The sequence below is a fragment of the Algoriphagus zhangzhouensis genome (assembly GCF_900148515.1).
Classification (GTDB): Bacteria; Bacteroidota; Bacteroidia; order Cytophagales; family Cyclobacteriaceae; genus Algoriphagus; species Algoriphagus zhangzhouensis.
Window position 1 is genome coordinate 661,532 of sequence record NZ_FRXN01000001.1, and the last position, 18,798, is coordinate 680,329.

17 protein-coding genes are annotated in these 18,798 nt (G+C 38.2%); 10 read left to right on the forward strand and 7 right to left on the reverse strand.

Translation table 11 applies throughout. The annotated features are described in order from the left end of the window. The first annotated feature begins 120 nt into the window (after nucleotides 1–120). The 3 genes from BUF13_RS02810 to hrpB all read left to right on the forward strand — a co-directional run bounded on the left by BUF13_RS02810 (nucleotide 121) and on the right by hrpB (nucleotide 4,417). Entirely contained in the window at nucleotides 121–1,269 is a 1,149-nt protein-coding gene (locus tag BUF13_RS02810) for a Gfo/Idh/MocA family protein (RefSeq protein ID WP_073570215.1), read from the forward strand. A gap of 82 nt (nucleotides 1,270–1,351) precedes the next feature. Further along, a complete protein-coding gene (locus tag BUF13_RS02815) occupies nucleotides 1,352–1,864 on the forward strand; it encodes a DUF2911 domain-containing protein (protein WP_073570216.1) in 513 nt (170 codons plus the stop codon). A 66-nt stretch (nucleotides 1,865–1,930) separates the two neighbouring features. Beyond that, nucleotides 1,931–4,417: an ATP-dependent helicase HrpB gene (gene hrpB, locus BUF13_RS02820; protein ID WP_073570217.1), complete on the forward strand. Its 2,487-nt coding sequence runs from the start codon at nucleotides 1,931–1,933 to the stop codon at nucleotides 4,415–4,417. Here hrpB and BUF13_RS02825 read toward each other — a convergent pair. Together BUF13_RS02825 and BUF13_RS02830 are read right to left on the reverse strand one after the other, a co-directional pair. After that, entirely contained in the window at nucleotides 4,414–5,034 is a 621-nt protein-coding gene (locus BUF13_RS02825) for a hypothetical protein (RefSeq protein WP_073570218.1), read from the reverse strand. The two genes, hrpB and BUF13_RS02825, sit on opposite strands and share 4 nt — an antisense overlap. Nucleotides 5,035–5,074: 40 nt before the next feature. Continuing rightward, on the reverse strand, nucleotides 5,075–5,596 hold the full coding sequence (locus BUF13_RS02830; protein ID WP_073570219.1) for a HEAT repeat domain-containing protein: 522 nt from the start codon (nucleotides 5,594–5,596) through the stop codon (nucleotides 5,075–5,077). Between the two features lie 50 nt (nucleotides 5,597–5,646). On the opposite strand from BUF13_RS02830, the gene BUF13_RS02835 reads away from it, so the two are divergent. Continuing rightward, entirely contained in the window at nucleotides 5,647–6,348 is a 702-nt protein-coding gene (locus BUF13_RS02835; RefSeq protein WP_073570220.1) for a hypothetical protein, read from the forward strand. A gap of 59 nt (nucleotides 6,349–6,407) precedes the next feature. On the opposite strand, the gene BUF13_RS02840 is transcribed toward BUF13_RS02835, so the two are convergent. Next, on the reverse strand, nucleotides 6,408–6,791 hold the full coding sequence (locus BUF13_RS02840) for a TM2 domain-containing protein (RefSeq protein ID WP_073570221.1): 384 nt from the start codon (nucleotides 6,789–6,791) through the stop codon (nucleotides 6,408–6,410). Next, nucleotides 6,784–7,089, reverse strand: a complete 306-nt coding sequence (locus BUF13_RS02845) for a DUF2752 domain-containing protein (RefSeq protein ID WP_073570222.1) — start codon at nucleotides 7,087–7,089, stop codon at nucleotides 6,784–6,786. The genes BUF13_RS02840 and BUF13_RS02845 overlap by 8 nt, the downstream gene beginning before the upstream one ends. Before the next feature lie 257 nt (nucleotides 7,090–7,346). On the opposite strand from BUF13_RS02845, the gene BUF13_RS02850 reads away from it, so the two are divergent. Then, nucleotides 7,347–8,246 carry a TolB-like translocation protein gene (locus tag BUF13_RS02850; RefSeq protein WP_073570223.1) on the forward strand — a complete coding sequence of 300 codons (900 nt, stop codon included), beginning with the start codon at nucleotides 7,347–7,349 and terminating at the stop codon, nucleotides 8,244–8,246. Nucleotides 8,247–8,250: 4 nt separating this feature from the next. Further along, complete coding sequence (locus BUF13_RS02855; RefSeq protein ID WP_073570224.1) at nucleotides 8,251–9,165, forward strand: SMP-30/gluconolactonase/LRE family protein; 915 nt, start codon at nucleotides 8,251–8,253, stop codon at nucleotides 9,163–9,165. A gap of 83 nt (nucleotides 9,166–9,248) precedes the next feature. On the opposite strand, the gene BUF13_RS02860 is transcribed toward BUF13_RS02855, so the two are convergent. From BUF13_RS02860 to BUF13_RS02870, 3 genes are all read right to left on the reverse strand, one after another. Beyond that, a complete protein-coding gene (locus BUF13_RS02860) occupies nucleotides 9,249–10,613 on the reverse strand; it encodes a hypothetical protein (RefSeq protein ID WP_073570225.1) in 1,365 nt (454 codons plus the stop codon). Between the two features lie 19 nt (nucleotides 10,614–10,632). Then, complete coding sequence (locus BUF13_RS02865; protein ID WP_073570226.1) at nucleotides 10,633–13,044, reverse strand: TonB-dependent receptor; 2,412 nt, start codon at nucleotides 13,042–13,044, stop codon at nucleotides 10,633–10,635. Nucleotides 13,045–13,271: 227 nt separating this feature from the next. Beyond that, the gene (locus BUF13_RS02870) at nucleotides 13,272–13,976 is read right to left on the reverse strand and encodes a DsbA family oxidoreductase (protein WP_073570227.1); all 705 of its coding nucleotides are present in this window, start codon (nucleotides 13,974–13,976) and stop codon (nucleotides 13,272–13,274) included. A gap of 230 nt (nucleotides 13,977–14,206) precedes the next feature. Here BUF13_RS02870 and BUF13_RS02875 point away from each other — a divergent pair, with 230 nt between their 5' ends. The 4 genes from BUF13_RS02875 (at nucleotide 14,207) to argC (ending at nucleotide 18,717) form a co-directional block, all read left to right on the forward strand. After that, a complete protein-coding gene (locus tag BUF13_RS02875) occupies nucleotides 14,207–15,460 on the forward strand; it encodes an aminotransferase class V-fold PLP-dependent enzyme (RefSeq protein WP_073570228.1) in 1,254 nt (417 codons plus the stop codon). 390 nt (nucleotides 15,461–15,850) lie between these two features. Beyond that, nucleotides 15,851–16,534, forward strand: coding sequence for a GNAT family N-acetyltransferase (locus tag BUF13_RS02880; protein WP_073570229.1), 684 nt, complete (start codon nucleotides 15,851–15,853; stop codon nucleotides 16,532–16,534). A gap of 28 nt (nucleotides 16,535–16,562) precedes the next feature. Continuing rightward, nucleotides 16,563–17,756: an argininosuccinate synthase gene (locus tag BUF13_RS02885; protein WP_073570230.1), complete on the forward strand. Its 1,194-nt coding sequence runs from the start codon at nucleotides 16,563–16,565 to the stop codon at nucleotides 17,754–17,756. After that, a complete protein-coding gene (gene argC / locus BUF13_RS02890) occupies nucleotides 17,749–18,717 on the forward strand; it encodes an N-acetyl-gamma-glutamyl-phosphate reductase (protein WP_073570231.1) in 969 nt (322 codons plus the stop codon). Before BUF13_RS02885 ends, argC begins: the two co-directional genes overlap by 8 nt. Nucleotides 18,718–18,798 lie beyond the last annotated feature (81 nt).

Consider the following 18,798-nt stretch of genomic DNA (forward strand, 5'->3'; position numbering starts at 1 on the left):
ACTAAGCAACTCTACAAAAACTCTTTAAAATTCATAAAATGACAAAATTCACATGAGTGATTTAGAAGCATTTTTCCTAATTTGAAACTTTAATCTAAAATTTATAAAACCTAATAACCTATGTCGAAGAAGATCAAAGTGGCGATTGTTGGTACTGGATTTATCGGGCCAGCTCATTTGGAAGCATTGAGAAGAATTCCAAATATCGAAGTCACTGCTCTTGTGGAAGTTAATCAGCAAGTTGCTGATGCCAAAGCGGATGAATTGGGAATTCCTTCTGCTTACACTTTTGAAAATATGCTGAAAGATGACAGCATCGAAGTGGTTCATATTTGTACCCCTAATTTCCTTCATTTTCCTCAAACCAAAGCCTGTCTACTTGCTGGAAAGCATGTGATTTGTGAGAAGCCTTTGGCAAATACCATTGCTGAAGCTGAAGAATTGGTTTCACTTGCTGCTGAAAAAGGACTTGTTAATGCTGTTCACTTCAATTTGCGCTACTACCCAATGGTAAGACAGATGAAAGTGATGAGAGAAAAAGGTGAATTGGGAGAAGTTTATTCTGTGATGGGATCTTACCTACAGGATTGGCTATTCTTCAATACGGACTACAACTGGAGATTGGAGCCAGATCAATCAGGCGGTTCAAGAGCTGTAGCTGATATCGGTTCTCACCTTTTAGATATGACTGAATACGTAACTGGTTTGAAAATCACTGCTGTCATGGCAGATTTCTCCACTGTTCACAAAACAAGATTGAAGCCTCTGAAAGCAATTGAAACTTTCTCTGGTAAGGCTTTGGATCCTTCTGATTACAAGGAATATCCAGTGACTTCAGAGGATTACGCGACTGTTTTGCTTCGTTTTGACAATGGAAACACTGGTTCAATTACAGTTAGCCAGGTGAATGCTGGTCGTAAAAACCGATTGAACATTGAAATCTCTGGTTCTAAGGCAAACTTTGAATTCAATGCAGAGAAGCCAAATGAACTTTGGATTGGTAAGAGAGATGGATTGAATCAGGTGTTGATGAAAGATCCAGCTTTGGTAGACGAAGGTGCCAGATCTTTGGTTAGCTTCCCAGGTGGTCATCAAGAAGGTTTTCCTGATACTTCTAAGCAGCTATTCAAAGAGGTTTACGCTGCAGTAAGAGAAGGCAAAATGCCTGAGAAAGCTTCTTTCCCAACTTTTGCTGATGGATTGAGAGAGTTGATTATTGGTGAAGCAATCGTCGAAAGCAACGAAAAAGAGGCTTGGGTGAAGATTTAACAACATTTAATTCTATATTTCAGTTAATAGATTTATTGTTGAGTAGAAATAACCTTTACATCTAAATAAAAATTCGAAACCCATGAACTTTAAGAAAAGTCTATTTTCATTTCTTCTTTTCGCTGGATTCGCTGCAGCTGTAATGGCTCAGGAAAAACCAAGCCCTGCAAAAACTGCTGAAGGCACTGTCGGTGATGCTAAAATTACGATCAAATACTCCTCTCCTGCTGTAAAAGGTAGAGTTATTTGGGGTGATTTGGTTCCGTTAGGACAAGTTTGGAGAGCTGGTGCCAATGAGGCAACAACCTTTACCACAACCAAAGATTTGATGGTAGAGGGAAAAATGCTTCCTGCCGGAACATATAGTTTCTTTATAATCCCTGACGAGTATCAGTCTACATTTATTTTCAATAAAGTAGATAAGCAATGGGGAGCGTTCAATTATGATGCAGCAGAAGATCAACTTCGTGTAAGTGTTCCTTCTCAGCAGACTTCTACAATGGAAGAAAGATTGAAGTATGAAGTGAAAGATGGAAAATTCTCAATTGCATGGGAATATGGCAAAGCAGAAGCTAAAATTGCTCCTGCTATGTAAATTGATTTCAAAAAGAATTGAAGGCCATCGGGATTATTCCTGATGGCCTTTTTATTTTTGTAGCGCATGTCAAAATTCGATTTTAATTCCTTCGATCTTCCAGTTTCGGAGATCATCCCTTCGGTGAAGAAGGTTCTTTCAGATTCCAATTCCCTAATAGTTCAAGCGCCTCCAGGTGCTGGTAAAAGTACTCTCCTCCCATTAGCATTGCTAGAAGAAGATTGGTTGAAGGGAAAAAGAATCCTGATGCTCGAACCGAGAAGACTCGCTACCAAAAGTATTGCTACACGCATGGCCTCCATGCTCGGTGAAGAAGTAGGGAAAACAGTAGGATTCAGAATTCGATTTGAGTCCAAAATCTCCAAAGAAACCCAACTAGAAGTAATTACTGAAGGGATTTTGACCAGAATGATGCATTCCGATAACGAATTGTCTGATGTTGGTTTGGTGATTTTTGATGAGTTTCATGAACGAAATCTTCATTCTGAAGTTGCATTGGCTCTATGCCGTGAAGTACAACAAGTGCTCCGTCCAGATTTGAGGATTCTGTTGATGTCTGCAACCATCAATAGTGAAGAATTGTCTCAATTACTTGATGCACCAGTTATTGAAAGTAAGGGGCGACAATATCCAGTTGAAGTCAATTACCTCAATCCTATTGATGAATATCATATTGGGGAAGATACGGCTCGTGTAATTTCATCCTTAGCTAAAAGCCATGAGGGTGATTTCTTAGTTTTTTTACCTGGGCAAGGAGATATCAAGAAAGCAGAGGCTATCCTTCGAAAGTCACTTCCTGAGGATCAAATTCTCCCTTTGTACGGACAACTTTCTCCGGGTGAACAAAACAGAGCTATTCAACCACATCCTGCTGGAAAAAGGAAATTTGTATTGTCAACTGATATCGCAGAAACTTCATTGACTATTGAAGGAGTGAAAGTAGTTGTTGATTCTGGCTTTGCTAAATCAAATCGATTTGATCCGCGTTCGGGACTCTCAAAATTGGAATTACATAGAATTAGTCAAGATTCAGCAGACCAAAGAAGTGGTAGAGCAGGGAGATTGACAGCAGGTCATGCCTATCGTCTTTGGAACAAAGGCGTACAAAACCAATTACAGGGATTCAGAACTCCAGAATTGATGGAGGCAGATTTGACTGGGCTTGTTTTAGATATGATGGCTTGGGGCAAATCTGATATCCGAGAGATGACTTGGTTGACTCCCCCTCCGAAAGGGAATCTAGCCTTGGCCGAAAAGACATTGGAATCATTGGATGCCATAAATGAAGATGGTTTAACTGAGCATGGAAAAGAGATCCATTCCTTGCCTTGCCATCCTCGAATTGCCCACATGCTGCTTTATGCTGAGGAGCATGACATTTTAGGACTAGGAACAGACATAGCAGCTATTTTGGAAGAAAGGGATCCTTTGGGTCCAGATGCTGGAGTTGATCTGAATTTGAGAATTGAAGCATTAAGAAGATTTAGATCTCGTGGCCACAGTATTCCTCGAATCAAAAAGATCGAAAAAGTCGCTCAACAGTATCGGAGGCTTTTCAAAATTGAACCTGAGAATGGTTCGGTAGATCCTTGGCAAACAGGGATTCTTTTGGCCTATGCATATCCAGAAAGAATTGCTTCCGCCAGACCTGGCAACAATGCTCAATTCCAATTGGCGAATGGAAAAATAGCTCAAATTGGTCATAGAGATGATTTGGCTCATGAATCTTGGCTGGCTGTTGCTGAAGTAGATGCACGTGATGGTATGGGAAAAATATGGTCTGCAGCACCATTGAACCCTAAAGATTTGATGCCTTTGGTGAAAACCAAGGAAGTGTTCGAGTGGGATCGAAAAAAAGGAGGATTGGTTGCTTTGACTGAAGTAAGGATTGGAGCCATTATTTTGGGTTCGAGACCATTGAAAAATTACAGCTCAGAAAAAGCTCAAGAAGCTATTTTGGAAGCTATCAAAGAAGAAGGTGAATTCTTGTTGAATTTTGATGAGTCGGTCATCCAATTGATCAATCGGGTGAACTCATTAAGAATTTGGAATCAAGATGAAAGATTGCTAGACTGGTCTATTTCGGGTCTTTGTGAGTCAGCAAGTGAATGGATTAGCCCATATTTGACCAATATTCAAAAGAATGAGGACTTATTGAAAATCAACCTGAAAGAGATTTTAACCCATAGTTTGGATTATGAATTACAGCAAGAGTTGAACAAACTTGCTCCTACCAAATTGGAAGTACCTTCTGGGAGTATGATTCAAATCCAATATCGAAAAGATGGAGATATCCCTTTGCTTTCTGTACGTCTTCAGGAGTTATTTGGAATGACCGAAACACCTCGTGTAAATCAGGGCAAGACTCCCCTTTTGATTGAATTACTTTCTCCTGGATTTAAACCTGTTCAATTGACTCAAGACCTGAAAAGCTTCTGGGAAAATGGATATTTTGAGGTCAAAAAAGAATTGAAAAGAAGATACCCTAAGCATGAATGGCCCGAAGATCCCAATTCTGCTGAAGCTGTTCGTGGAGTAAAGAGAAAGAGTTAATGCAATTGATCCAAAAAGCTCAAAAATTGTAAGTAAGAAGCAATTGTAAAAGGTGTCATATGTTGTCGATTAATTTGACTAAGAAATCCATCGCGAATAATGTGATAGTCTTTTGGGTTGAATAATTTTGCTAAAGCCGTTGCCCTAAAAGCATTGTAGATAAAGTTTTGGGTTTTGAAAGAATAGTCTCTTTTATGAAAGAAGGCCCGTTCTAACAAGACCGGATCTATCATTTGATCTAACCAAGGGAAACCATCTGAAACAAAGAATTTCTCTGCTTTCATCATGGCTTGTGAAAGCTCCCAATTTGTCGAAACATGAAAAACCCTAGGTAATTCTTTTCCAATCTTATTGGGAGTTTGCACCAAAGTCAGACTCCGTTCTGAATAATCAGAAAGCGAGGGTAAAAATTTATGGATAATATTTTCTACCTGATCAATCCGAACTCCTAATGAGTACTCTAAAAGGTTGCCATCTTCAGAGTCTGTGAAATGGAGAAAAACTGCCTGCTTTCCGTGAGAAAATTGCTTGGTATACAAAGAGAAAGCCGGATCATAAATAAATCCGGAATCCAAAAAAAATGCATGGTGACGCTCTACAACTTCCAACTTTCTCATCTATTAAAAAACTACAGAAAGTTAGAAATGTTGTGTCAGATTATGAAAATAATTCTTTCATTTCCAGCAACATAGGCTCAATCTCTGCTTTTTTGATGGCCATACTACCTTCATCTTCTGGATTATGGAGATAATGATTCCAATGCTTTTCAGCCTTTCTGATTGTTCGCGGAGTGATCTCAAATTCCACCTGGTCCAAATAGTCTTTTGCCAAAGTGGAAGCTTTGAAATTTCCGAATAGATAAACTCTAAAAATATCGACAAACCGAAGGCTTAGATCATACTCTTCCAAGATCTGAACGAAAGCCCCTTGGAGGTTTTTATTTTTCCTGTCAAAAATGACATCAAAGATAGCGTCCAAAGCTTCATCCTGCCAGATTGTTTTAGAAAGAGCTCGACAAGCCAGGTATGAGATTTCCCAATTATCACCTTTTACCAATTCCAATAATTTGTCCTTCGCTTCTTCATTGGCTTTCAAACCCAATTTATCAGCAAAAACATAAGCTTCAGATTCATTGGGATCTGTAATTTTGGAAAATAGAAATTCAAGGTCCTGGTCCATCTTTTTTGTTTTATTTGCACAAATATACTCGAAATGAGAGTGGAGTGCCTATGAAAATCCCCAATTCTAAAATAATCCTTCCGGAGCAATTTGACCAAGTTCTTGAACATGCAAATTCTAATGCTTGGGAGCTTTCATATAGCTCTGAGAAACATCAATTGGTAATTTCAAATGAGGAAGAATGGATAGCGAGGATTTTTCTTCCATGGAATATGAATTGGGAAAATGAAAAGCTAATCCCTGTCGATAATTTCCATTGTGTTTTGGTGGCCATTAAGGCTGGTCAAGCTGCTGTTGGCTATTTTCACGAGAAAGAATTATTGGATCATAAGGTTTTCAGAGCATATATGGTCCGTCAAAAACAGGGGAAATCACAAATCAAGCATTTGAAAACCAAAGGAAAGTCCCGAGCTGGTTCCAGAATTCGATTAGAAGAAACTGAGCGATTTTTTGAGGATATCAGTGAAAGATTGAATAGATATGAAAATGATTTTCCAATTTCCGTCTGGGGGATTTCTTGTGCAAAAACTCTTTGGCCTTATTTTTTCGGAAGTGAAACTACTCCCCCTTTTGAATCTGGTTCGGAACTTTTAAGGTCATTGCCATTTCATTTTCATCAAGGTTCTTATGAAGAATTGGAAATGGCAGGAAAGCTGATCAATCAGTTTCATTGGTTACCAAACTCTGATAAAAATATTGAAATAGTGCTTTCAGGTTCAAAAGAAAGTGAACCTGATGAAGATGATTGGTAAAAAAATAAGCCCCGAAAATTCGGGGCTCAGGTTGGTGTTAAGTGGTAATCAGGTAATATTTATTCGTTTGATTTATCATCTCCCATTCCAGGCATGGTGTTAGAAAGCATTGCCAAAGTCTCATGGGCCATTTTCACGTTATATTCATAGGCCAAGCTTTTGTAGTTGACCAAATCCACGATGGTACCGATGAAGCATAGACCTACAGTCAGAATGTAAAGGATACCTAGTCCGATTTGTCCCAAGATAAATCTGTGAAGACCTGCGAATCCAAAGAATCCAAGCAAAGTCAAAATCAAGATCATTTGAGAGTCCTTTCTGCGGGCACGATAAACTTGAGCAAATAGAGAAGCTTGATCGTCATCCATGTTTTTCATCAATCCCTGGATGTAGCCCAGTTCCATTCCTTCCAATTCAGGAAGGTGTCTTAATACATTAGCCATAATTGTGTGTTGTTTTTAGGTTTTTAATCAAATTCCAAATTCTAGAGAAGATCACCACATAAGCGAGCATCGCTAGAGGATGCATAGACCAGGAGGCTTGGAACTCCCCTCTTGCGAGTAAGTTCATAGATCTTCCCAATCCACATCCCGGACACCAGTCAAATCCCAAGTTTTCTAATGGACAAAGTGTGAAGTGATTTGAAACTGATGGATCAATTGTCAAAATCGCTACAATACTTCCTATCCAAAATATCAACTCCAGTGGAAATTGACTTAGCCGATCGGTGATTGCTTTCATGCTAGCAGAAGTACGAAAAGGATGCCAGTGCTTAAATGTGCCCTCATTTCGATTTTTAAGCACTTTCCATTTTTTGATTGCATAATATCCGTACAAAAAAGTGTTCGATTATGAACGGTTCAGAACAATATTTTGTGTAAAATAAGAATTGACATGCCTTTTACCTAGGCATTTTTCTGTTTGAATAATGAATATAAGAAAATGGTTCTTTCTTCCTTTGATTTTGTAATTTGGTCGGCTCAGAATGAAATCGAAACATGAATAATAAAATTCTTGCTTGTACCCTATCTCTCTTTTTGGGAGCTTTTGTGGCCCAGGCTCAAACTTCTACCGATCTCTGGGAAATCAAGACCAAAGGAAAAGGTAAAAGCCTACAATTGGTTTCCGGGTCGGAAAAAGCCATCACTGATCGAGTCGAATATGATAATCAACCCTCTTTTATCAACGAATACCAAATGGTTTTTTCGGCAGCAGATGATAAAGGAAACCATGATATCATCGTCTATAATTTTGAAAGTGGGAAATTTACCAACCTAACAAAGACAGCTGATAGAAGTGAATATTCTCCAAGAATCACAGAATGCGGTCAATATATAGCGGCAGTGGTGATGGAGCCAGATCAAAAACAAAGACTGTGGCTCTACCCTACCAATTTTGGAGAACCGGAACTGCTTTATGATGACATCGAGCCGGTTGGATATTATGATTGGTATGATAACAAAGCCGCCATGTTTGTCTTGGGAGAGCCACATGAATTGATCTACGCAAGAGGTCGAAATGATTTGGTGGAAATGGATGAAGCAATAGGAAGATCTATAGTAAGGAGACCCAAAACCAATCAGATAACATATTTGTCAACAGAGAATTCTGCCGAATTACCTGATGGAAAAGCCTTTGAAATGTATGCCTATGATTTAGAGACCATGGTCAAAGCTGATTTAGGTTTAAGTTTGGCTGGTTCTCAGGATTTTATTTGGCTTGACAAAAACACTCTTTTGATGGGAAGAGGAAATTCCCTTTATATTCGGAAATGGAATGAGAAAAACTGGGAGCTCTTAGGCACCCTTGAATCAGATACACATCATGGAATCACCCGCCTGGCCTACAGTCTTGATTTGGATGTAATCGTAGTCGCTATGGAAAGAAATCAACAATAAACCAATGAGAAAAAAATTAGGAACACTTGGATTGGCGATCCTATTAGCCACCTCGGCACTTTATGCCCAAATTGAAGATAAAAAAGGACTGGTAGCCAAAGATGCTGAATTGGTCAAAGTTCAGGATGGATTTTCCTTCACAGAAGGTCCAGCTGTTAATAGATTTGGTGATGTCTTTTTTACAGATCAGCCAAATAATAAAATTTATAAATGGAAAGCGAATACCAATGAAGTATCTCTTTTCAAAGATAATGCGGGACGATCCAATGGAATGTATTTCATGCTGGATGGGACTTTACTGACCTGTGCTGATGAAAATAATGAGCTTTGGTCCATGGATACAGATGGAAATGAAAAAGTTTTGATATCAGGTTTCCGTGGAAAAAAACTAAATGGCCCAAATGACCTTTGGGTTCGTCCGAAAGGTGGATTGTATTTCACAGACCCTCTCTATCCTAGACCATATTGGGATGGGATCAGAAGCGAAGAAATGGAACAAGATGGTCAACATGTTTACTTCCTTTCTGATGATAGGTCTGAGTTATTCCGAGTAGCTGACGATTTGGTGAAACCAAATGGAATCGTAGGTACTCCAGATGGTAAGTATCTATATATTGCTGATATCGGAGCCAAAAAAACCTATCGCTATGATATCCGAGAAGATGGTTATTTGACCAATAAAACCTTGTTTGTAGAAATGGGCTCAGATGGTATGACTATCGATGCGAGAGGAAATGTGTATTTGACTGGTGATGGTGTTACGGTTTTTGATAAAAAAGGAAATCAAATAGCACATATTCCTGTTCCAGGAAATTGGACAGCCAATGTTGTTTTTGGTTCTTTAACTCGAAAAAAACTATTCATCACGGCTATGGATGCTGTTTATACCTTGGATATGAAAGCGCAAGGCGTTTGGTAAATTGAAAATCTAAAAACAAAAAAATCCCGGAAATAAAGCTGAAAAGCTCATTTCCGGGATTTTTATTTAATAGATATTTCTAATTAGAATACTCCGATAAAGTGACTTCCAGCCACATTAACTAATTCTGCACCCTTTGTTACATCACCAGTTTCAGTATCTACGACGTAAATGTTTCCATTTTTACCTACAGGAGCTTCAGTTAGGAAAATTTCTGTTCCATGAACTACAAAGCCTTGGTACTGGAATAAGTAAAAATCTGCTTCATATGGAATGCCTTCAATTTTTTGAGCAGTTCTTGTTTCCAGATCTACCAAAGCAAAGAAACCTTGAGCTCCTGCAGCACCTGTTTCGGAAGTAGCATCTCTGTAGGCTACCACTGCTTTTCCATTTGATGCTGGTCTCCAAGCCAAGATGTATGCCTCATCAGTTCCTAATGCATTGTCTAGGCTAAATACATACGAATCATCATATTGGTTATCAGCCCCAATTTTTAATATATGAGAGCCATTAGGGTCTCCTTGGTTTGCTTGATATACACTTCCATTGTATTCAAAAGAATTAATGCTACGATACCCATTTGTATTCCCGTGACCTACTGTAGATGTGATTACAGTTGGATTTAATAATGAAGGATAATCTAATACAATGGTTTTGGAGCCTAAAATTTCTCCCTCTCTGTCAGTTTCTGCAGTGGCTGGATCAACTTTGCTTACACGTGCGCCAATGTATAGTTTATCACCGGCAGCATTCAATGTTGGCATATCAATTCTAGAAATATAATAGCCATTTGCTTCCTCCTCTTCACTCAATGGAACAACACTTTCCTGAAAATCTACGATTACAGAATTTACTAAATCAAGAGTTACTATACCCATAGTAGCCTCTGTGCGAAGGTAAGTGTCATCAGTAGCATCTTCTGGTGTACCATTGTCATCAAATTGATGTTCAGTGGAAACATATACAGCAGCTCCAGTATTGTCCCCATCAAATAATTTTATCCATCTTGGAGCAGAACCGACATATGGTGCAATACTTACTGAAGTACCTGTCTGAGAAAAACTTTGTCCACCACCAACAGTGTATTTCGTGTAATTTCCACCTGTATCTCCTGCGTAGCTAATGTTAAATATTGTAGTACCGTCTTCGGAGGATTGCAATCTCGCTGTTCTGTTAGATGGAACAATAAATCCATTATCGAAAGGTGCGATAGAAACTGTAGGGTCTTTAGCTTCATCACTAGTAAGAGAATAAATTAATGTTCCTCCATTTCCATCACCTGGATTATCACCCATTTTTGCGGCTGCCACTGTAATCCATCTAGATTCAACCACTGGATCTGGATCTGGCGTTGGGTTCGGTGTAATATCTTCAGTACATGCAGATACTAAACCACCAGCCAAAATAATGGCAGTTAATTTTTTAAAATCTATAAAGTTTCCTTTCATGATATTTGTTTGTGAACAGTTAAAATTTGTTGATTCTATAGTTTAATTTGAGGTAAAATGCACGTCCCGGTTTTTGGACTGATAGGTTATCATAAACCGGTTTGTCAAATATGTTTTTGATGTCAAAGCTTGCCACCAACTTGTTACTAGGAAAGACATAGCTGAATCCTAAATCCTGTGCTATTTGTTGGGGAACTTTGAAGAATTCATCTCCTACAGTATTGGATCCCTGAGGGACCAGATAGGAAAATTCATCAGTAAAGTACATGGTGTAAAAAAGATTTAATCGAGATTCTTTTTGGATTAAATCTTTGAATGAATAGCGGATATTGCCATTCATAGTAAAAAATGGAGTATTAGGGACGTCTATTTCTACACCCCTGTTTACAATTTTCAAATCAAAACGTGAAACATTGAAATTGATCCCAAAATTGTTGTTGTAGGTATAATCCAATTGTGCATCAAAGCCTTTGGAGGTCCCATTCCCTTGGTTTTCATAAAGAATGGTTTCATCGTTGACGTTTAAAGATGTTTCAATGGGTAGACCTATTCTATCTTTGATATTTCTAGTGAAAAGATTACTAGAAACTGTAAAATCATGCCCAGATAGGCTGAATTTTCCGAGTCGAAATCCTAGATTAAAATTGTTGCTAAGTTCAGGCCTGATACTTGGGTTGGCGACTACATTATCTCCGTCGTTTCCAAATACTTCACTTTCATTTGGCAATCTGATGGCTTTTTCGGCTGATGTAAGCAGCGTTACGTTAGGAATTAGAGCGTATGAAACTGTAAAACCATAGCCTTCATCTTTGGTATTGGAACTGGTGATATCATCAACAATTTTATTGGTTTCATCATTTATTTCAGGGTCAATATTTACAGTCCTTTGTTGGTAATATTTTCCAAATAAATTGGCCTTCAGCTTATTTTCTAATGCATTTACCTCGTAGGTGAGGGAAGTGATGTTCTTTTGTAAATCCCTAGTTCCCCGGAATGTGTTTTCCAAGACAGATCTTAGTTCATCACTATCTACCCTGTCTATACCACTATACACATGATTTATTAATACTTTGTGATGATCGTTTATCGAATAGGATACCCCGGTTCTTATAGAAGCAACATCTCGATTTATTCTAGCCAAAGTTGGGCCTCCCTCTTGTTGGGATCTCCATGAATACTGATATTCATTTCCTCTAAAATCAATGGCCTTTTCTCCACTCCAGCTGTAGGCCCAAGCTACTGTATCACTCACAAACCGGTTTCTATTTCCATATAGCCCATTTACAGTTAAATCAAGTCCTTTGGTAAATAGATTTTTCTTTTGGTATGTAAGATTTCCTAGAAAGGCATCTGATTCCATAAACCTATCCTTATAAGGCATAATGGTCATAAAAGCCCCATGTTGAATCTCTTTAAAGTCACTCGAACTTGTAAAACCTATTAAGAATTGATCTGCCCATTTAACATCTGTATATCCTATTTGAAGCATTCCCCCTGAGGATCTATAGGCATCATTAAATCGTCTAGCAGTAACAGGGGTTTGTACCCCTCCTAATCCGGTTACGATCACACTTCTTCCAGAAACTTTATAATCGTTGTCAGAATAATTATGAAAAAGTGAGCCTTTGACGGTAAAACCAGAATCTTTAAACCTGTACTGGCCATTTACACTAGCTTGTAATGTGTTAAATGAACCATAAGAAACTGAGGCATTGAAATTTGATTGGATGGAATTTTGGAGTACAATGTTTATTGCTCCTCCCAATGCATCATCTGCCAAATGACCCGGAACGACTCCTTTATAGACTTCAATTTCCTTAATCATTGAAGGTGGAATACTATTCAGGTTAAATGAATTACCATATGATGAAATGGGAATACCATCTATAAAAATCCGAACGGCACTTCCAGACAATCCATTTAAACTATAATTAACCTCTGACCCTAATCCTCCGTTTTGTCGGATTTTAACGCCTACTGTTGTATTCAGTAATTCATTTGTTTGAATGTTTCGAAGACTTGCCTCTTTTGTGTCGACAATATTTACTGCAAATCCAGACTTTTCAACTTGTGTTTTATAAGATTCACCAATGACCTGAACTTCGTCTAATTGGGTTTCTCCAACTCTTTTTAAAGTTTGGGTATGCCTGTACTTGTCAGAAGAAAGTGTGAATTCAAATGAAGTTCTTTCTATTTCAATGCTCGAAATTTCTGCTTGGTGGGTTCCATGAGGAATATCCGAGATAGTGAAATTTCCCTGCTCATCTGTTAATCCATATTTTTTAAGGGATACAATATGAACTGTTGCAAATGCAACCGGCTTTTTATCCTCAAATTTTAGGGTTCCTGTCAGAACTCCAGTTTGAGAATAAGCCTGTAAGCTCCCTAAGAAACAAAGGCTAAAAAAGATGTGAAGGATCCCCCTTTTCATAGATGATTGACTCTAATTCGGGGGTAAAATTACAATCTATTTGTAATTAGTCTAAATAGTAATTAGAATTTATTTAAATAAGGGCTTAAATCCTAGAAAAACTTAAGCTTATTTAGATTGATTAAAAAGTTGATTTATAAAGACTTGATAGACAAAAAATGAGGGAGAAAAAATTTTATCTTTTTCCTCCCTTTAATTCTGATAAAAATAGTTTTAACTGGCTTTTTTTAACAGTTTCCGTCTATATCACATGCTTCACCATCTGATCCTTGAAGCAAAATTTCAGTATTGTTTTTAGAAAATTCTGTCCAAGCTTTATTCAGAGTATCATCGAATACTTCATCTGGTTGAGCACCTGAGATTCCATATTTTCTATCCAACACAAAGAATGGTACACCTCTCACTCCTACCAGTCTTGATTCATAGATATCCTGATTTACTTCATCCAGATATTTATCTGAATCCAAAACAGCCTGCGCTTCTTCAGGATTCAATCCCAAGTCAACTGCAATCCCTTTCAAAGTTGCCGCATCATCGACATTTAATCCATCTGTAAAGTAAGCTTTCAACAGCCTTTCTTTCATTTCAGATCCTTTTCCATTTGCCTGGGCAAAGTGGATCATTCGATGTCCATTTAGGGTGTTTGCAACCACCGCTTTATCAAAGTCGAAAGTCAAGCCTTCTTTGGAAGCAGCTTCAATCACATAATTGCTGGCATCTTTTGCCTGCTCTAAAGACCAACCTTTTCCTTTTGCAAGGTTTTCGATTGTTGAAATGGATGGATTGGTTTTTTCTTCAGGATTCAGCTGAAAACTTTTCCATTCGATTTCTATCTCTTCTTTATTCGGGAATTTGGCTAATGCCTTTTCCAATTTTCTCTTTCCTATATAACAAAATGGACAAACGATGTCCGACCAAATTTCGATTTTCATAGATTTTGATTTATTTACAGGTAAATCAAAAAGCCTCGAAAAGAGTTCAGTAAAGTATCGTGAAAACCAAAGAATGCCCTTCTTGTGCGATGGAGATTGATTCCAAAGCAGAAATTTGCCCAATTTGTAAATTTGAATTTCCAAAAAGAGCACCTTGGATTACTTGGTTAGCGATTTTCTTATTGATAGTTTGGCTTTTGACTTACATTCTCTAACCACCAACCCCCATCATGAATAAGCGCTCCTTTCTTAAATCTTTGGCATTCTTAGGTATTTCAACTTCTTTCAGTCTAAAATCTGAAGCGAAAGAATCAGGTTTTGGATCAATAGATTTTGAAGCAGATGATCTTTGGGATCAAATCCGTGCTGGATATAAACTGAAGCCTGATTATATCAATTTAGAAAATGGATACTATTGCTTTCTTCCACAAGAAACACTTGAAAAATACATTGAACATTTAAGAGAGGTGAATTACCAGGGATCTCATTATATGAGAACTGTTCAGTGGGAAAACAAAGCTAAGAGTGCCGCAATGCTAGCCGAATTGGTTGGAGCTTCTCCTGAGGAAATAATTATTACCAGAAATACCACTGAATCTTTGGATCTAATCATCGCTGGATATCCATGGCAAGAAGGTGATGAAGCGATTATGTCTAATCAGGACTATGGAAGTATGCTCAATATGTTTGAGTTGGCCAGCCGAAGACATGGAATGAAGCCTGTGAAAATTGACATCCCCATGCATCCTGAAAATGATGAAGAAGTGGTGGCAGCATATGAAAAAGCAATTACTCCCAATACAAAGCTGATGATGGTGCCCCATATCGTCAATATCACTGGGCACATCTTACCTATTCAAAAAATCTGTGATATGGCTCATAGCCATGGAGTGGAAGTAATGGTGGATGGAGCGCATGCAGTTGGTCATTTTACTTTTAATATGAATGACTTGCATTGCGATTATTATGGAAGTAGCCTTCATAAGTGGTTGAGTGTTCCATTGGGTTCAGGATTATTGTATGTGAAAAATGGAAAAGCACCTAAAATCCGACCTCTCTTAGCTCCCTACCAATTAGACCAAAAGACCATTTCAAATCTAAATCATACGGGAACACATGCTGTTTCTACTGATTTGGCGGTGATCAATGCAATCGAGTTCCAAAATAAAATGGGTGCAAAAAGGAAGGAAGAAAGACTTCGCTACATTCAAAAGTATTGGTCTGATCAGGTTAGAGGATTACCAAATGTAGTAGTAAATACACCTTTGGATCCAAAGAGGTCTTGTGCCATTGCCAATGTGGGAATTGTTAACATGAAGCCATCAGATTTGGCAAAAAGACTCTTGGAAGAATATCAAATCTTCACTGTAGCAATAGATGGTGCAGGTGTAAAAGGTTGTAGGATTTCCCCCAATGTTTATACATCCGAAACGGACATGGATGCCTTTGTAATCGCTTTAAAGGAACTTTCTGGCAATGCTTAATATTTAAAATACACCAAATATTATTTGGTTTCATTGGTTTATTGGGAATATTGGCTTGTTTTCATTGGCGCATATTCAAGGAAGTCCAAGAATCTTTAAATTTTTGAGAAATTTTCTTGCAATTCCTTTACAAAGGCATCACCTTTGCTGCCCATTAGAAATGATTAACACAGTAAACATAGCGCCAAAAACATCTCATCCTATCGCAATCGAATTGCGTTTGGCTGCTACTTTGCTTTTTTCTCCTTTGAGGAGGCACAGGTTCTTTTTCAGGGTTTGACCCTGTAGTATTGTTTGTTTTCCTACGCGGAAAACTGTCCCCGCCAAATTTTCCCTTTAATCATTTATTATCTTTCCCGAAATTACGGGTTTCAATTCATGTCTTAGTCCATGGAAGAAATTTCATTTAAAATCATAGTAGCAGATCCTTCTCACAAAAAATATTCGGAGATCATCACCGAAGAAATGGCTAATTCTGCCAAAGCTAGAGGAACTGGTATCGCAAAAAGAACTCCTGCTTACATCGAAACAAAAATGGATGAAGGCAAAGCAGTTATCGCTTTGACTTCTGATGGTGTGTGGGCAGGCTTTTGTTACATAGAAGCTTGGGGTCACGGTAAATATGTGGCAAACTCAGGTCTAATCGTCTCTCCAGAATTCCGTAAATACGGATTGGCCAGAAAAATCAAGCAAGAAGTATTCAAATTGAGTAGACTGAAGTTCCCAGAATCGAAAATCTTTGGATTGACGACAGGAGCTGCAGTGATGAAAATTAACTCTGAACTAGGCTATATTCCCGTTTCATATTCTGATTTGACAGATGATCAAGAATTCTGGAAAGGTTGCCAAAGCTGTATCAATTTTGAGATTTTGACTTCCAAAAACAGACAAAACTGTCTTTGTACTGCCATGCTTTATGATCCATTGGCAAAAAAGAACCAAATGGCAGAAATGGCATTGAGAGAAGATTTCAAAAAAGATTTGAAACTATTTGACCGTTGGGTCAGATTGAAAAAATATGTGATGTTGAAGCTGAATAAAACCAAAGATTCAGCACTTAATTTATTCCTTTAATTAAAAACCAATTGCAACCCTTTCAAAAATGAAAAAAGTTGTTTTAGCCTATAGCGGTGGCCTGGATACCACCTTTTGTGCACTGCACTTGTCCAAAGATTTAGGATATGAAGTTCACGCTGTTTTAGTGAATACAGGTGGATTCTCAAAAGAAGAATTAGAGACAGTTGAATCCAGGGCAAAAAGCTTGGGAATTGCTTCTTTTAAAATATTGGAAGTGGTTGATACTTATTATCAAGAAGTAATTAAGTATTTGGTTTTTGGAAATGTGCTAAAAAACCAAACCTATCCCCTTTCTGTATCTGCTGAGCGTATTTTGCAAGCCAAGTCTTTGGCTGAGTATGCGAAATCAATTGGCGCAAAAGCCGTAGCTCACGGTTCTACAGGAGCAGGTAACGATCAGGTTCGATTCGACATGATTTTCCAAACTATTGTTCCGGATATCGAAATCATCACTCCTATTCGTGATTTGAAACTTTCTCGTCAGGAAGAAATCGAATATTTGAAAAAGCATGGTGTAAGCATGAACTTCGAAAAAGCTGCTTACTCAATCAATAAAGGAATTTGGGGAACTTCTGTAGGTGGAAAAGAGACTTTGACTTCCTCAGAGTACCTTCCAGAAGAGGCTTGGCCTACTCAAGTCACTGAAACTGATCCAAAAGAGATCAAATTGACTTTCGTTCAAGGTGAGTTGAAAGGAGTCAATGGTGAAACATTTGAAAACCCAGTAGATGCAATCCAAAAGGTACAAGCCATGGCTGCTCCTTATGGAATCGGAAGAGATATTCACGTAGGTGATACCATTATCGGTATCAAAGGTCGCGTTGGTTTTGAAGCTGCTGCTCCTTTGATCATTATTAAAGGACATCAGTTGCTTGAAAAGCACACTTTGACCAAATGGCAATTGTTCTGGAAGAATCAGCAAGCTGAATTCTATGGTAACCACTTGCATGAAGGACATTATTTGGATCCAGTGATGAGAAACTTGGAAGCATTTATGGCCAGCACTCAGCAATTTGTCAGTGGTGATGTGAAAGTTTTACTTCAGCCATACAGATTTACCTTGATTGGTATCGAATCAGATCATGATTTGATGTCTTCCAAGTTTGGTAGCTATGGAGAAATGAACAAAGGTTATACTGGAGAAGATGTGAAAGGATTTACTCGAATTTTGGGTAACCAAACAGCTATTTTCCATAAAGTAAATAGTACCGATGACTAAGATCAAAACAGCAGTCATAGGCGCTGCAGGCTATACTGGAGGAGAACTTTTAAGATTATTGGTTCATCATCCGTCCTGTGAGTTGGTCTATGTGCATTCAAATAGCCAAAAAGGAAAAACTGTCTCAGAAGTACACCCTGACTTGATTGGGGATTGTGACTTGGTTTTTACTGGCGAGGTACAAACAGAAGGAATTGACGCAGTTTTCTTAGGATTGCCTCATGGTCAAACCAAAGGGTTTCTAGAAGAACATTCCTTCCCAGAAACCACTGTAGTTATTGATTTATCGACAGATTTCCGTGATGAAAGCAATGGTTTCGTCTATGGTCTTCCTGAAGTAAATGCTGAGAAGATCAAGATTGCTAAAAAGATTGCTAATCCAGGCTGTTTTGCCACCGGTATCCAATTGGCTTTGGCGCCTGCTATTGCCAAAGGTTGGGTGAAAGATGCTGTACATATTTCAGGAACTACTGGAAGTACCGGAGCAGGAAAGAAATTGGCAGAAACTTCCCATTTCAGCTATAGAACAGGAAACCTTTCTGTTTACAAGCTTTTCACGCATCAGCACCTAAAAGAGATTAAGCAGACTTTTGGACAATTGAACCAAGGCTTTGATTCAGAATTGCTTTTTGTTCCATATCGTGGCAACTTCTCCCGTGGTATTTGGGTGACTGCCTACTTCCCTTTCGAAGGAACTGAGGAAGAAGCTGTTCAAGCTTATGAGGAGTTTTATAAGGATGCTGCTTTCACTCATGTTTCTAAGAAAGATATTGATTTGAAGCAGGCTGTAAACACTAATAAATGCATTGTCTATGTTCAAAAAGAAGCTGGACAATTGGTAGTTTACTCTGCGATTGATAACCTTTTGAAAGGAGCTTCAGGGCAGGCAGTACAGAATTACAATTTGGCCTTTGGAATGGATCAGAGGATGGGCTTGAATCTGAAAAGTATAGCATTCTAAGATATTAGAATCTAGGCGCTAGAATCAAGTTTGAATGATGATCAATCGATATTCAGTTTTCATCATTCGGAATTCATTATT